The organism is Leptolyngbya sp. CALU 1928 (assembly GCF_056784215.1).
This window is the reverse complement of record NZ_JBXBCE010000020.1, coordinates 1-13,581: the sequence shown is the minus strand read 5'-3', so window position 1 is coordinate 13,581 and position 13,581 is coordinate 1. Positions and strand designations below refer to the sequence as shown.

Genomic DNA, 13,581 nt, shown 5'->3' with positions numbered 1-13,581 from the left:
TGATTAACCTGCTACTTGAATAGGTCCTTCTACCTTACCGCTAAAAAATTGGCGGATTAAGGGATTGTCCGTGGTGTCAATGTCATTAATGCTGCCTTCCCACTGCACTTTCCCGCGATAGAGCATGATCACCCGATCGGCTGTCCGCCGGATAGTGCTGTCTTGGTGAGTCACCATTACATAAGTGCCACAGGTTTCTTGAGCCTGTTGAAGTTGACGCACCAAATCTTCAATCACCGTGGAAGCGATTGGATCTAGCCCTGCCGTGGGTTCATCGTATAGCAGCACTTCTGGCGTATCCTTTGGATTGGCTGGATTTGACATAATGGCACGGGCAAAGCTGACTCGTTTACGCATTCCCCCCGATAGCTGCGCCGGGTAGCGATCGCCAATGCCAGTCAGCCCAACCATTTCTAAGCGATGGCTCACGAGTTTCCGAATTTCTGCATGAGACAAGTGGGAATGTTCATAGAGTAAAAAACCGACATTTTCATCCACAGTCAGCGAATCAAACAGCGCAGCTTGTTGAAATACCATGCCAATGCCAATCGGATCTTCGGAATCTTCAATCAACCCTTGGCGGCGGTGTCCCTGCACCCAAATTTCTCCTTCATCCGGTGCCAGCAGACCCGCCATAATCCTGAGAATGGTTGATTTGCCCGTGCCAGAAGGACCCACAATTGCCAGTGCTTCCCCTCGATGAATCGTTAAATCAACGGAGTCTAATACAACTTGCTCTCCAAACGCTTTGGAGATTCCTTTTAGTTCAATTAACGGTTCAGACATTGGGATAGGAACCAAGCCACGCAGTACTTAAATTTGGACTCCTATGAATGTAACCGTCAAAGGCATCATCTGTCAGGTGAATAAACCGTTTGCAACGTTTTGGCACAGGATTTTGTGAGAGTCGCCCCCTAATTTATAGAGACCGCCACTACTGTACTTCATTTGCAGGGCGAACAGTCTATACGCTGCACTCCCAGCGCCTCTCTATTCTTTATCTTGGACTCTGCACCCGGTCACCCTGCACCCTGGATGCTAGCACCCCTTTATTGACCGATCAGATTGTGTCGGTTTTTGACTTGCCGAGTACGAGGGATACCTTCCCACTCGCCCCATCAAGTCTACAGTAGACCTCCTGCGCCCATCATTCGCCCTCACCTTAAATCCCTCTCCCAAGCTGGAAGAGGGATTTAGAAATCGGCTCCCCTACTCCCAAATTTGGGAGTAGACCAAAAGGCTTGCATAGCAGGGGTAGGGGGATGTAGCTCGCTTCCCGAAGGGTGGTTTGAAGCCTATTAGCTGAATTATTCTGCGGAAGGAGACGCATCAATACCAAGGTTTTCTCTACTGCTAGAGAGATTACTCCATAAAGCTGCAATTTTTTGATAAGCCTCATCTGGCTGAAGTTTGCCATTGGTTTCAAGGCTGCAAATGTAGCTCACCTTTTGAGAAAATTCCTGTAAGTTTGCATTGAACATCAGGTTTTTTGGAGTAAATTGTCCTCGATATCGAGAGCGAGGAAACAGAAACTCGGTAGCTTGCATTGGATACGCCTCCTAAAATACCCCGTTCGGGGGTCAGAAAATAAGTCTATAGAGTTTGATCTCTAAGGTGTGAATTCATGTATTTTAATCTCTTCTTAACCTAAAACTGCTTTTCTTAATGTTTTGGGGCAATTCCTTAACCTTTGTTTAATCTGGGTTTGTCAGTTTCATTATCTTCACGCGATCGCGATTGGCAACACTTTCTTTAGAGAGAGACTTTGCGAAATCATGGGGAGGTTTGAGGCTTGGTAGCACCCCTGCCCCAGCCTGAAACACTTTGCAGGTAAATACTACCTACGCTGGCTAAAAACAAACCGTAGGCGATCGCCTGGACTAAATAAATTTGATCTTCATAGCCCAATAGCGTGTGCAGCAAAATCCCCGGAAATTGGCGTTCTGGTAGCTCTCGGCTGGTATCCCATAGCAGCGGTCCTAAAATGCAGGAACCTTGTGCTGAAGAATTGAGGCAAAGTGAGGCACCGGGCTGAATCTCTGCTAATCGCGCTAGCCCTAGATCGATGTGTGCTAAAGCAGAGACAACCAACCCCGCCACGATGAACAAGAGAAAAATACCCATTGCCTGGAAAAACAGCCGCAGATTGATTTTCACGCCGAACTGAAACAGCAATATGCCAATGCCAACAGCCACAATGATTCCCGCGATCGCGCCCAAAATTGGCATCGCTCCCTGCTCAAACTTCGCCGCGATAAACAGAACCGTTTCAAATCCTTCTCGCAGCACGGCAAAAAAGATTAGCCAAAAAATCCCCCATCCGGCAGTGGGATCGGTCAAAGCCGAGCTAACAGTTCCCTCAATTTGTTTTTTGAGTAGGCGAGATTGCTGGGTCATCCAAATCAGCATCCAACTCAGCATGGCGATCGCGACCACGCTAAAAAAACCTTCCAGCAGCGGCTTAAGGGCAGGGGCATAGACTTGATTCGCTGAACCCGCCGCATTAAGTCCCCTGATAAATACAAATCCTACGACTGCACTGGCAAGCAATCCTGCGCCAATGCCGCCATAGACCCAAGCCTTCAGGCGAGTTTGCCCAGCTTTCGCCAAATATGCCAGCACAATGCCCACCACCAGCGCCGCTTCCACGCCTTCTCGCAACGTAATCACAAAAGTCGGTAGGGCAGGCGTTAGATCAATCATCAATTGCACTCAAACAGAACATATTCTTGATTGTAAGTTTTGTGGAATAAACGCGCCTGCATCACCCTCTTAAATCAAACATTCCGCCCTTTGAAGTGTCACATAGAGGATTTAGGCGCATACTTTTCTAAAGTCCAACTTCAGGTAATGTTTCAAACTTGTTGTTTTCGATAACAAAGATTACTTTGGTAAAGGAATCACTATTGGGGAGACTCAAGCATGGTTTTAGAGCCGATTGACTGCCCTCAATGTGACAGAGTCAAAGTGATCAAACACAGCACCACTTCAGACGGCAAACAGCGCTATTTGTGTCAAAACACCCAGTGCCCTCGGCGCACCTTTATTTTGCAGTATGAGTATCGAGGATATTTGCTTGAAGTCAAGCAACAAATCAGTGACATGGCGATGAACGGTAGCGGTATTCGAGATACTGCCCGTGTGCTTCACATTAAGCCCGACTACCGTGATTGAGGAGTTAAAAAAAAGAGCATCATCTCATCAAAGCAGTGAATGAAGCAAGCAGTGAATGAAGCAAGCAGTGAATGAAGCAAGCAGTGAATGAAGCAAAACTTGCCCAGCTAGAACCTACTCAAAGTATCGTCAACCTCTGCCAGTGGGAGGATACAGAAGCAGAAGCCGATGAAGATGGGTTGTTTTGTTGAGTCTAAAGCGCAACAAGGATGGCTGTGGCATGCCATTGACCATGAGATTGGCACTGTATTGGCTGATGTCTTAGCATCGCATCAAGATGAGGCATTTATTCAGCTTAAAGCGTTTTTACACAGATGGTTGGGGAGCTTATATTGGCATAGCCTGACGGAGGCATTAAGACATCTCGATCCAAGTCTTCACACGGTGGGTAAACGCAATACTCAGAAGATTGAGCGTAAGCCTTTAACCTTACGCACTCGCATTAAAAGATTGGCTCGCAAAACCATTTGCTTTTCCAAGTCTATTGTGATGCATGACGTTGTGATTGGATTGTTCCTTAATCGATATGAGTTTGGCTTAGCTGTCTAACCTAAAACAACAACTCTAGAACACGACCATCCTCGAATGCAGGGTTTACCGTGGCAAATATCTGGATGGTGGGTGATGCGCTGGAGCAAGTTGTCCATAGGTGCCTCATTTACTCTTGCCGTTTAGCCAGTCGAGTTACACCGCCCATTTTAGTGGATGGTCGCCCCGCAAGCGCGATCGCTTTGGTCAGGTGGGCTGGCATGGCTATGATCCGACCACGGGCGACTCGGTGTGTTTTGGCACGGAGGATGAAATTCGCAGTTGGATCGAGCAACGCTATGACTCAAAAGGGTGGTAGGGATTCCCATGATCTTGGATGATTTTGAGATCGCCCTCAATTTGAGAGTTGATCACAGTTTAATGGCAGTTTAATGGCAGTAAACCCGGCGGTTGCGGCATCCCTGTTGCGGCGATCGCCACTAGCCACACAGATCCATCCTTTGTGGTGATCCAACCTTGGGCTTCAGTGATCGGTGCGGGTGTGGATGTAATAGTGTCTGCCGTCTTCTCTCCCGTTCTCCCTGTCTCCCCTTGCCCTTGTCCTTGCCCTTGTCCTTGCCCTTGCCTGTCCTCATCCCTCACTTCCACCCACTTCACAAATCCCTCGTCACTTTGCAACGGATCAGTTGGACTGGGCGCAATCCCACCCCGCCCGGTCACCGTGAAAGAGTTTGCCCGTTGAACTCCCTTGGGAACACAGGCTTGGGAAATTAGCTGAGTGGGGTCAACCAGATCCCCAGGCAGTTGTACCAATCCGCGACTGGGATCAAAGGTGGGATAGATGACGGTGCCACTGGTGCCCGATCGCGACTCTGCCGAAATATCTACCCGCCCGTTGCCCCGAAATTGAGCAAAACTACCAGGATTGCGCCCGACTGGGGTTGCCCTGCTGCTGCTAAACAATGCCGCCAAAAACACTGGTGAATTGATCAAGATGTTGCCGCCTGCGCCCAATTCAGCATTTGCCAAAATGTCGCTGTCTTCTAGGGCGAGAAAGATATTCGAGCGAATGTTGATGTTGCCGCCGCCGCCCGTGCTGTCAAACACACTGGTGCTGATCAAGCTGCTATCTCGTAGACGAATATCTGCCGCCGCGATATCGATATTGCCGCCGCCCGATCGCGTCGAACTCGCCAGGATTTGCCCCCCGTTACTGCTCAAAGTATCGTTGAGGGAAATATTGATGTTGGCAGCAGTGCCGAACTCAGTTCCTCGACTAGAGATCAATCCATTTTGCGATCGTAAATTGTTCGCTTGGATATCAATATCGCCACCGCGCCCCTGCCCAATAATGTCTGATCGCAAGGCACCCTCATCCAGCAAGTTCAGGTCACCCGTCCGCACGGATAACTTGGCTCCATTAGTTTTCCCGGCTCCAACAGTCGCCAGTGAGCTTCGATTTGCCAGGGTGATCGAATCTCTAACTTGAACACTCAATTCCCCTGCATTCCCCTGCATTCCCGTAGCGGCAGCACTTGAGGCAATGGTGTTAACTAGCCCCAAAATAGCTGAAGACTGAATCGCACCCAGTTGAAGATCCGCAAAAATTCCAGCCCTGGCTGGACTATCAATCCGATCAAAGCTGACGGTGTTGATTGAGGATTGGTTCAGCACATCCAGTTTTCTAGCCGAAACTGAGAGGCTGCCGCCTGCACCCGCCCCAAAGGTGGAAGTGGACACAACACCGCGATTATCTAAACGAACAGAGTCACTCACTTGGATCGCTAAGTTGCCGCCTTGACCTTGACCAACCACGCTGGTTGAAATGAAGCCCGAATTCTGAACGATTAGATTGTCAGTATTAATGTTAATATCGCCGCCGCGCCCCTGCCCAAACAATACAGTGCTGACTCCACCCCCGTTTTGCACAGTGAGAGTTGCGGTTTCCACTAGGAGATTGCCAGTGGTAACAGAAGACCCAATGGCGTTTGAGCCGAGGGAAGAACTTCCCTCTACCAACACTGTTTCTGCCCCACGGACTGTGACATTGCCTGCAGTTCCAAATCCCTGCACGACTGATGAAACACTGGCTAAATTTTGCAGTGTCAAATTACGGGTTTCGATCTGCAAGTCGCCAGCCGCCCCAGCGATCGAGGAGGTGGAAACGCTGCTGTTCTCGACAGTCATGCTATCCCTAGCGCGAATTCGCAAGCTGCCACCCACATCCCCCAATAGTGTGCCAACAGAGATAAAACTAGAATTTTTGACTTGTAATTGGGCAGTGTCTAAAGTAACGTTTCCGCCTTTCTGACCTTCGGCAGCAATCTCGCCTCTATCGAGATTCACCGTAGTTGCCTGAATGTTCAAGTTGCCTGCTTGTCCAAAGAAAGCATTCCCATCGATAACCGCCCCATCTCTAACCGTCAGGCGATCGCTGACAATCTGCATCGTGCCAGCATCACCCGTTGCTCCAAACTGTGCATAAGCAGCCACTGACAATGTGCTAGGGAAAAGACCACTTCCTGCGACATCAATGTCAGAGGCTCGGATAGTTAAGGTGCCTGCGTCGCTCGAAGAAATTGTTCCAGCGTTGATCTCGGCACCGCCTTGCACACTTAATTGTTGGGTATTCAGGGTAATTGTTCCAGCCTTGCCAGTACTTACCAATTCAGGAAGGGTAAATAAGCCGGAGATACGCGATACACTTCCCTGCCCATCCACTTCAATTTGGTTGGCTTGAACAATAATTTCACCTGCGTCACCCGATCTAGTTGAAGCTGCTTGAATTTGTGAGCCAGTGACCGCTAAACGCCTAGTGTTAATGACAATTCTCCCGGCATTCCCACTTCCAAATGAATTAGCGCTGATTCTACTATCATTCAATGCTCCTACTGCAGTTGATATATCAACCTCGTTGGCTTGGATGGTGATGTTGCCAGCGTTTCCAGTTCCACCCCCAGCAGTAGTTGTCGACAAAACTCCACCATTTTGCAGGATCAATCGCCCCGTTGCAATAGTTATATCGCCAGAGTTGCCTCCAAATAGCCTGGTTGTAATAATTTCCGCATTATCTAAAATAATATCTGATCCAGATCTTAAGTTGACATTCCCTCCGTTCGTTTGGATGTCATTACCAAAAAAGCTTGGTTGAAACGTAATGTTGTTGCCTGCTTCAGCCGTTAAGCTGATTCCAGGATTGAGCATAAAAATCGGTGCGGCGAAGGTAATATCGTTCGTGGCTTGCAGGATGACGTTGGCGATCGCTGCGTTAATCGTGCCGTTGTTGATCGTGTTATTCACGCCAGGATCAGCAAACTGATCGTTGGCAGCAAGTTGAGCGGGAGTATTTACCCCGGCAACGACGGTGATATTCGTCGGGTCAAGCAGTAAGGTGCCTGTCAAGCCATTGGGTGCGAGGGTATCCACCTGTCCGTTGTAATCCAGAAATTGCTTTCCAGAGACTTCGACAAAGCCCCCATTGCCGGAATTTTCGCCTGCTTTTGCGCTCACCTTGCCATAAAAGCGGGTTGCCTCATCCGACCAGATGATCACCTTGCCGCCATTGCCGATCCCCCCTTCCCCCCTTGATAAGGGGGGAAGGGGGGATCGCATCGGCATAGATGGTGACACCGGGTGCAACGAAGACGCGGCTGGCAGTGGGCACAATCCCCTGCCCTTGAAAGTCGCCGCCGATCAACACCGTGCCACCGCCGCCGGGAGCCGAAACATCGATCGCGGCTTGATCAAGCAGGGCAACGCGATCGCCCAACACTTCCACTCGTCCGCCCGGTGCCGTCAATCCGCCCGTATTGGTGACGGTGCTGCCGATCAACGTTAGGCTTTGCCCATTGCCGACAGTCAAATTTCCTGCCTGAGTAATGGGAGCCTGTCCGCGTCCATATTGCAATCCGGGCGTGATATTAACCGTGAGCAACGGCGGAGCTTGGGGGTTCGTGGCGCTGAACTGGCTGCCATCGGGAAAAGCGAGGTGACTGGCAGTCGTCGCCACAAAGGAGCCGCGCACATCCAGTCGCGCCTCTGAGCCAAAGATGATGCCGTTGGGATTGATCAAAAACAGGTTGGGTTGAGATGCGCCCAAGGTGCCCAAGGTGCCCAAAATTTCAGAGGGATTAGTGCCTGTGACCCGTGCCAAGATGTTTTGGAGGTTGGCGTTGGGGCTGAGGAAGTAGGCTCCGCGTCCCGGACTGACATTGAATTCCCGAAAACTATGGAACAGGTTTGCGCCGCGTTGTACCCCACCCGCGATCGCGTCTACGGGTTGTCCGCCAAAGTTCTGGATCACTGTCGAAGATTCTGCGCCGAGTGTGGAGTCGGGCACAATATTGCTTTGAGCAACACTGGCGATCGGGGTTACCAGACTGCTGATAACCAAACCCAGCACCCATCCACTTTGCCAGTTAACCTGCCCCATCTCAGTAAATTCCCTGATTAACCTCTGCGGCAATTCTATCAGCAGAGTAAAAGAGCTTGCTGAAATTCATCACATCTTCATGGGCAACGCTATGATTCAAAAGGGTTGTATCTGGATCGGTTGTATCTGTAGATTTGCTGTGAATCGTTGCACTTTCAAGCGATTTTTGTGGGGTTTCCAATGTGGGGCGATCGCGGCTGGAATGTTGGTGATGGTGCCGGGTGGTGCGTTAGGGACGTTGCCGCGATCGCCCATCCACTTAGCGCAGCAGTCTGGGGATGCACCCGATGGGGCAGCGGAGACGCTGTTTAAGCAGGGATTACGGCAGTTTCAACAGCGGCAATGGCAAGCAGCGGAAGCTTCGTGGCAGCAGGCAGTGGAGCGGTATCGTCAGGTGGGCGATCGCCGCCAGGAAGGACGCGTGTTGGGCAATTTGGCAGCAATCCAAGAGGCGCAGGGCAAAAACGCTGAGGCATTGGCGTTGTTTCAGCAAAGTTTGGCAGTGGCGCGTCAGATTCAGGATGCCACGGGCGAAAGTTTTGCGCTGACCAATTTGGGCTATCTCTACAAAAATTTGGGTCAATATCCGCAGGCGATCGCCCATCTCAACGCGGCGTTGCCCATCGCCAAAACTCTGGCTGACCGAGAAGGCGAGTTTACGATCCTGAATCAGTTGGGAATTATCAACCGGGTATCGGGTAACTATGAAGAGGCGATCGCCCTATTTCAGCAAAGTTTACCCCTAGCGCGCAGCTTGGGCAGCGTGGCTGGAGAAGCCAATATTTTAGGCAATCTGGGCAATACCTATACGGATCAGGGCAACTATCCCGCTGCCCTTGCCGACTACCAGCAAGCGTTGCCCTTGATGCAGCAAAGCAACAATCCGGTGGGCAAAGCGGGGATTTTGCAACGGTTGGGAACGCTCTATCTTCAGCTTGGCAACCGAACCCGTGCGAAGGAGTATTTGACCCAAAGTTTGACCTTGGCGCGATCGCTGGGCGATCGTCGCGTGGAAGCCTATATCCTGGGCAATTTGGGTACGGTTTCCTATGAATCGGAGTCGCCACAGCAAGCTTTGGGATATCTCCGGCAAGCCTTGACCCTGATGCAGCAGTTGGGCGATCGCGCGGCTCAGGGACAACTGCTGCACAAGTTGGGGAATGCTTATCAAGCACTGGGAAATTTGGTAACTGCGACAACCTATTACCAGCAAAGTTTAGATATTTCCCGGCAGGTAGGCGATCGTGCTGGCGAAGGCATCGCCCTTGGATCATTGGCGATCGTCCTCGATCAGCAACAACAAAAGCCCCAAGCCATTGCCCGGTATCGAGAAGCCCTGGCAGTGGTGCGACAGGTGGGCGATCGCCCCAACGAAGGACGAGCGCTGTCCAATTTGGGCATGGCACTGTTTGACATTGGGCAACTGGAAGAATCGGCAAAGACCCTGCTGGCGGCGATCGCCATTTGGGACTCGCTGCGACCGGGCTTGGCAGATAGCGATCAAGTCTCGTTGTTTGAAACCCAAGCCGCCACCTACCGCACCTTGCAACAGGTTTTGATTCGGCTGAACCGCGATCGGCAAGCCCTGGAAATTTCGGAACGGGGACGGGCACGCGCCTTTGTGGACTTAGTTGCCCGTCGGCTATCGGTGCAGGCGGCAACTCGGCTGCAAACGGCACCCTTGGCGATCGCCGACATCCAAAAAATCGCCCAGCAGCAAAACGCCACCCTGGTGGAATATGCCATCTTGGGCAAGGCTGAACTGGCAATTTGGGTGATCCAACCCACGGGCGCGATCCACTTTCGCCATGTGACCGTGCCCAGTCAAGCCCTCTCCATTACCGAAACCGCTGAGCAAACACGGGTTGCCACCGCCATTGGACGGGGGCGATCAATAGACGACTCCCTCAGTCGCGCGATTGCTGCTACCCGATCCGCGCTGGTAGCCGATAAAACCGCTCAAGCCTCTGCCCCACCCACTGCTACCCCACCCACTGCTGCCCCGTCCCCGCGCCGCCTCAGTCGAAACCTACGATCGCTGCACCAATGGCTGATTGAACCGATCTCCAATCTACTCCCCTCTGACCCAAATCAGCAGGTGGTGTTCATTCCCCAAGGAACGCTGTTGTTGGTGCCCTTTGCCGCGTTGCAAGCTGCCGATCTCACCTATCTGATTGAGCAACACACCCTGCGAACGGCTCCAGCCATTCAGGTATTGGGCTTAACTCACACCCTCCAAGCTCAACGCTCCACTTTACCCAAATCGGCGATCGCCCCCGGCAATAATCCCGGTACTGATTTGATCATTGGCAACCCCACTATGCCCCGTGTCGGTCAACCCCCAGAACCGTTGAGTGCCCTGCCGTTTGCCGAACAAGAAGCACGGGAGATCGCCGCTCTGCTCAAAACCACGGCATTCGTGGGCAATCAGGCAACCGAAGCCACCGTCACCCAACGATTGCCCAATGCGCGGCGGATTCACTTTGCCACCCATGGCTTGTTGGATGATGTGGAAGGAGTGGGCATCCCCGGAGCGCTGGCGTTAGCCCCCACCTCCACCACCGATGGCTTGCTGACCGCCAGTGAAATTTTGGGCTTGTCGCTAAATCAAGCGGAACTGGTGGTGTTGAGCGCCTGTGATACGGGGCGTGGACGCATTACGGGCGATGGGGTGATTGGCTTGTCGCGATCGCTAATCTCTGCCGGGGCACCCAGCGTCATTGTTTCCCTGTGGGCAGTGCCCGATGATTCCACCGCCGCCTTGATGACCGCGTTTTACCAAACCTTGGCAATTAAACCGGGTAAAGCCCAAGCGATGCGACAAGCAATGCTCAAAACCCTCCAGCAATACCCCAGTCCCCGTGATTGGGCAGCCTTCACCCTGATCGGCGAAAGCGATTGATCCGCCCTTTCTGACATCCAAATCAGCCACCGCAGAAAAGCCTTTTGTTGATGCAACCAGTGCCAAACAGTATGATTGGCGCATACGGTTCTGCCTAACACCATGACAAACGAGCCGAAACGAGCTAGAAGCAGACGCAAACCTGCGACATCCCCTGACAACGCACCGCCTGTCTACTTTTTGTCATTGGAAGTAGAACGAGTTCTCTGCTTCAAAGATCGGCAAGTTCTTGATCTCTCAGATGGCAATGGCAATCCAGCCCAATGGACAGTGCTTTTAGGCGATAACGGAGTTGGTAAAACAACCTTGCTACGGTGTCTTGCTGCCTTAGAAACCGAAACCTTTGAAGATTCCGAAGGAGTGAAAGTAGTTGTTCCAAACTTGGTAATCCCCCGTATCCCAAGTATTTCCTGGGCAGAGCTAAATACGTTGACAGATGAGAATGCCAGAATTGATGCTAAGTTTTCTTGCATTGCTACACTTTCTTCCTTAAAAGAGTTGCGTAGCAATTATACGAACGAGTATTCAGACCGATATGCTTTTGAGGATATTCAAGTACTTGTAGGATCACAGTACTCGGTATCTAATAAAGCTTTAGAAGGACTGGTATGTTATGGGTATGGAGCGTCGCGAAGGATGGGAGGGACTTTTCTAAGCGAAGGTCTTGGCTCTGAAAATTCAGCGAGTTTGTTTTCAGATAGGGTTTCACTCATTAATGCCGAAGAATGGTTATTGCAAACTGATTATGCTGCTCGATCAGTATCGAAGCAAATGCGTAATCGTTTGGCACTTCAATTAAATCAAGTTACAGAAATTTTGAAACGAATCTTACCTGATATTGAAGATCTCCGCATTACAACTGAAGAAAATTCTTACCCAAAAGCGGAATTTTTAACTCCTTATGGATGGGTACGTTTGTCTAGTCTGGGCTTGGGCTATCGAACCTCAATCGCCTGGATGGTCGATCTAGCAGTGCGATTATTCCGGCGCTATCCTGACAGCAAAGATCCCCTGGCTGAACCTGCGATCGTCTTGGTGGATGAAATTGATCTGCATCTCCATCCCAAATGGCAGCGTAATATCATGAGCTTTTTAACGGAGCGATTTCCCAACACCCAGTTTATCGTGACGGCTCACAGTCCGCTCGTAGTGCAAGCAGCAAAGGATGCCAATATTGTGTTGTTAAGGCGAGACGGCGATCGCGTAGTAATTGATAATGATCCTGAAATTGTTGAGAACTGGCGAGTTGATCAAGTGCTGACCAGTGTTTTTGAACTGCCTACCGCCAGACCTGCTAATTTGGAACCATTGCTGACTCGCAGACAAGAAATTTTGTCTAAAGCGAGTCTTTCCAAAGCAGACGAAGCAGAACTTCAAGAGCTAGAAATCCAAATTGGCACTCTTCCGACCGCAGAAACTCCTGACGATATCAAAGCGATGGATATCATTCGTCGTGCGGCTCAATTATTAGAAAACTCTTGAATGGGGTAGCTCGTGATCCGCATTCAAAAACCAGCATTAACGCCCGAAAAACTTGCTCAGGATGGAAAAAAGAAACGGCGATCGCATTGCAGCAGCTATTCTCGCAACCCAACGGTTTACCAATCCGGTGAAAGAACATTCTCTTTCGATAGCAACATTTACGCCCATACAAGTGTTAAACAAGCATTGATCAAAGCCCAACATGGAAAATGCTGTTTCTGTGAACGATTAATTGGGACTGATGGAGATGTGGAACACTTTCGTCCTAAGCAAGCTTATAAACAAGCAACAGGTGAACCTTTGCAGCGACCAGGCTATTACTGGCTTACCTACGAGTGGGATAATCTCTATCTTGCCTGTCCGGGCTGCAACCAGAGACACAAGCAAAATCTCTTTCCACTAAAAAATATTACTGACCGCGCCAGCAACCATCGTCAAAGTATTGATGCTGAACAGCCTTTGTTTATTGACCCAGGCAAAGATAATCCTGAAGAATTCATTGGTTTCCGGGGTGAAATCGCCTATGCCATTGAAGGAAAGTTGAGGGGAGCAGTGACGATTGATTCTTTGAAACTGAATCAGCGATCGCTTCCCGAAGCAAGACTTCAACGATTACAACTTCTGGAAAGTCTTTGGCAAATTGTTCAACTGTCTTCTCAAAAACCAATGGATAAAGATCTTCAAAAGGAAGCCGAGAAAGCAGCAGATTTATTAGAAAAAGCAACTAAAGAAAACGCTGAATTTTCTGCTGCTTCTCGTTGGGCGCTTCAAACAAACTTTCAGTTCATCATTGGATAGATGATTGATACTTTCACAATAGACCTCTTTCAAATTAAGCTGATTAAGCCTCCAGAGATAATTCATAGTTGTACAAGGCAGCAATTAAATTGCAGCGCAGTCCATAACGACGACAGCGATTGCGGTAACGTTCAGCCAGGATTCTAAAGATCTTGAAGCGGCGATTGACGTGTTCAATCCCAATCCGCTCCCCCGCCAATTCGCGGTTCATCGCTTTTTCGGCTGCACTGAGAGATCCCCCCTTGGGTTTCTTGATAGGCAAGCGACTGTTGGAATGGAGCTTTTGGATACCTTGATAGCCTTG

Annotated in this window: 13 protein-coding genes; 6 read left to right on the top strand and 7 right to left on the bottom strand. The window is 50.3% G+C overall.

Translation table 11 applies throughout. The annotated features are described in order from the left end of the window. Nucleotides 1-3: 3 nt before the first annotated feature. The 3 genes from AC1S5B_RS27100 to AC1S5B_RS27090 all read right to left on the bottom strand — a co-directional run bounded on the left by AC1S5B_RS27100 (nucleotide 4) and on the right by AC1S5B_RS27090 (nucleotide 2,703). Nucleotides 4-786, bottom strand: a complete 783-nt coding sequence (locus AC1S5B_RS27100) for an ABC transporter ATP-binding protein (protein WP_482038767.1) — start codon at nucleotides 784-786, stop codon at nucleotides 4-6. 521 nt (nucleotides 787-1,307) lie between these two features. Beyond that, a complete protein-coding gene (locus tag AC1S5B_RS27095; protein ID WP_482038766.1) occupies nucleotides 1,308-1,547 on the bottom strand; it encodes a DUF7219 family protein in 240 nt (79 codons plus the stop codon). A gap of 226 nt (nucleotides 1,548-1,773) precedes the next feature. Then, nucleotides 1,774-2,703: an FTR1 family iron permease gene (locus AC1S5B_RS27090; protein ID WP_482038765.1), complete on the bottom strand. Its 930-nt coding sequence runs from the start codon at nucleotides 2,701-2,703 to the stop codon at nucleotides 1,774-1,776. 219 nt (nucleotides 2,704-2,922) lie between these two features. Here AC1S5B_RS27090 and AC1S5B_RS27085 point away from each other — a divergent pair, with 219 nt between their 5' ends. After that, nucleotides 2,923-3,174: an IS1/IS1595 family N-terminal zinc-binding domain-containing protein gene (locus tag AC1S5B_RS27085; protein ID WP_482038764.1), complete on the top strand. Its 252-nt coding sequence runs from the start codon at nucleotides 2,923-2,925 to the stop codon at nucleotides 3,172-3,174. Nucleotides 3,175-3,342: 168 nt separating this feature from the next. Then, the gene (locus AC1S5B_RS27080) at nucleotides 3,343-3,723 is read left to right on the top strand and encodes an IS1 family transposase (protein WP_482038763.1); all 381 of its coding nucleotides are present in this window, start codon (nucleotides 3,343-3,345) and stop codon (nucleotides 3,721-3,723) included. On the opposite strand, the gene AC1S5B_RS27075 is transcribed toward AC1S5B_RS27080, so the two are convergent. After that, on the bottom strand, nucleotides 3,720-3,821 hold the full coding sequence (locus tag AC1S5B_RS27075; protein WP_482038762.1) for a DUF433 domain-containing protein: 102 nt from the start codon (nucleotides 3,819-3,821) through the stop codon (nucleotides 3,720-3,722). The genes AC1S5B_RS27080 and AC1S5B_RS27075 overlap by 4 nt on opposite strands. Before the next feature lie 2 nt (nucleotides 3,822-3,823). Between AC1S5B_RS27075 and AC1S5B_RS27070 the strand changes: the two genes are divergently transcribed. Continuing rightward, nucleotides 3,824-4,021 carry a hypothetical protein gene (locus AC1S5B_RS27070; RefSeq protein WP_482038761.1) on the top strand — a complete coding sequence of 66 codons (198 nt, stop codon included), beginning with the start codon at nucleotides 3,824-3,826 and terminating at the stop codon, nucleotides 4,019-4,021. A gap of 59 nt (nucleotides 4,022-4,080) precedes the next feature. Here the strand turns inward: AC1S5B_RS27070 and AC1S5B_RS27065 are convergent, their stop codons facing one another. Both AC1S5B_RS27065 and AC1S5B_RS27060 read right to left on the bottom strand, forming a co-directional pair. Further along, a complete protein-coding gene (locus AC1S5B_RS27065) occupies nucleotides 4,081-7,281 on the bottom strand; it encodes a beta strand repeat-containing protein (protein WP_482038760.1) in 3,201 nt (1,066 codons plus the stop codon). After that, nucleotides 7,196-8,095 (bottom strand): filamentous hemagglutinin N-terminal domain-containing protein, encoded by a 900-nt coding sequence (locus AC1S5B_RS27060; protein WP_482038759.1) that lies wholly within the window; start codon nucleotides 8,093-8,095, stop codon nucleotides 7,196-7,198. Before AC1S5B_RS27060 ends, AC1S5B_RS27065 begins: the two co-directional genes overlap by 86 nt. Nucleotides 8,096-8,234: 139 nt before the next feature. Between AC1S5B_RS27060 and AC1S5B_RS27055 the strand changes: the two genes are divergently transcribed. The 3 genes from AC1S5B_RS27055 to AC1S5B_RS27045 all read left to right on the top strand — a co-directional run bounded on the left by AC1S5B_RS27055 (nucleotide 8,235) and on the right by AC1S5B_RS27045 (nucleotide 13,277). Continuing rightward, complete coding sequence (locus tag AC1S5B_RS27055; RefSeq protein WP_482038758.1) at nucleotides 8,235-10,997, top strand: CHAT domain-containing tetratricopeptide repeat protein; 2,763 nt, start codon at nucleotides 8,235-8,237, stop codon at nucleotides 10,995-10,997. Nucleotides 10,998-11,099: 102 nt separating this feature from the next. Next, the gene (locus tag AC1S5B_RS27050; RefSeq protein ID WP_482038757.1) at nucleotides 11,100-12,479 is read left to right on the top strand and encodes an AAA family ATPase; all 1,380 of its coding nucleotides are present in this window, start codon (nucleotides 11,100-11,102) and stop codon (nucleotides 12,477-12,479) included. A 12-nt stretch (nucleotides 12,480-12,491) separates the two neighbouring features. Continuing rightward, a complete protein-coding gene (locus AC1S5B_RS27045) occupies nucleotides 12,492-13,277 on the top strand; it encodes an HNH endonuclease family protein (protein WP_482038756.1) in 786 nt (261 codons plus the stop codon). A gap of 43 nt (nucleotides 13,278-13,320) precedes the next feature. On the opposite strand, the gene AC1S5B_RS27040 is transcribed toward AC1S5B_RS27045, so the two are convergent. Further along, a partial coding sequence (locus AC1S5B_RS27040) for a transposase family protein (protein WP_482038755.1) occupies nucleotides 13,321-13,581 on the bottom strand: 261 nt, incomplete at its 5' end.

Excerpts from the sequence above, each read along its gene's own strand:
- AC1S5B_RS27100 (WP_482038767.1), bottom strand. The coding sequence starts at position 786 with ATGTCTGAACCGTTAATTGAACTAAAAGGAATCTCCAAAGCGTTTGGA.
- AC1S5B_RS27095 (WP_482038766.1), bottom strand. The coding sequence starts at position 1,547 with ATGCAAGCTACCGAGTTTCTGTTTCCTCGCTCTCGATATCGAGGACAA.
- AC1S5B_RS27090 (WP_482038765.1), bottom strand. The coding sequence starts at position 2,703 with ATGATTGATCTAACGCCTGCCCTACCGACTTTTGTGATTACGTTGCGA.
- AC1S5B_RS27085 (WP_482038764.1), top strand. The coding sequence starts at position 2,923 with ATGGTTTTAGAGCCGATTGACTGCCCTCAATGTGACAGAGTCAAAGTG.
- AC1S5B_RS27080 (WP_482038763.1), top strand. The coding sequence starts at position 3,343 with ATGAAGATGGGTTGTTTTGTTGAGTCTAAAGCGCAACAAGGATGGCTG.
- AC1S5B_RS27075 (WP_482038762.1), bottom strand. The coding sequence starts at position 3,821 with ATGGACAACTTGCTCCAGCGCATCACCCACCATCCAGATATTTGCCAC.
- AC1S5B_RS27065 (WP_482038760.1), bottom strand. The coding sequence starts at position 7,281 with ATGCCGATGCGATCCCCCCTTCCCCCCTTATCAAGGGGGGAAGGGGGG.
- AC1S5B_RS27060 (WP_482038759.1), bottom strand. The coding sequence starts at position 8,095 with ATGGGGCAGGTTAACTGGCAAAGTGGATGGGTGCTGGGTTTGGTTATC.
- AC1S5B_RS27050 (WP_482038757.1), top strand. The coding sequence starts at position 11,100 with ATGACAAACGAGCCGAAACGAGCTAGAAGCAGACGCAAACCTGCGACA.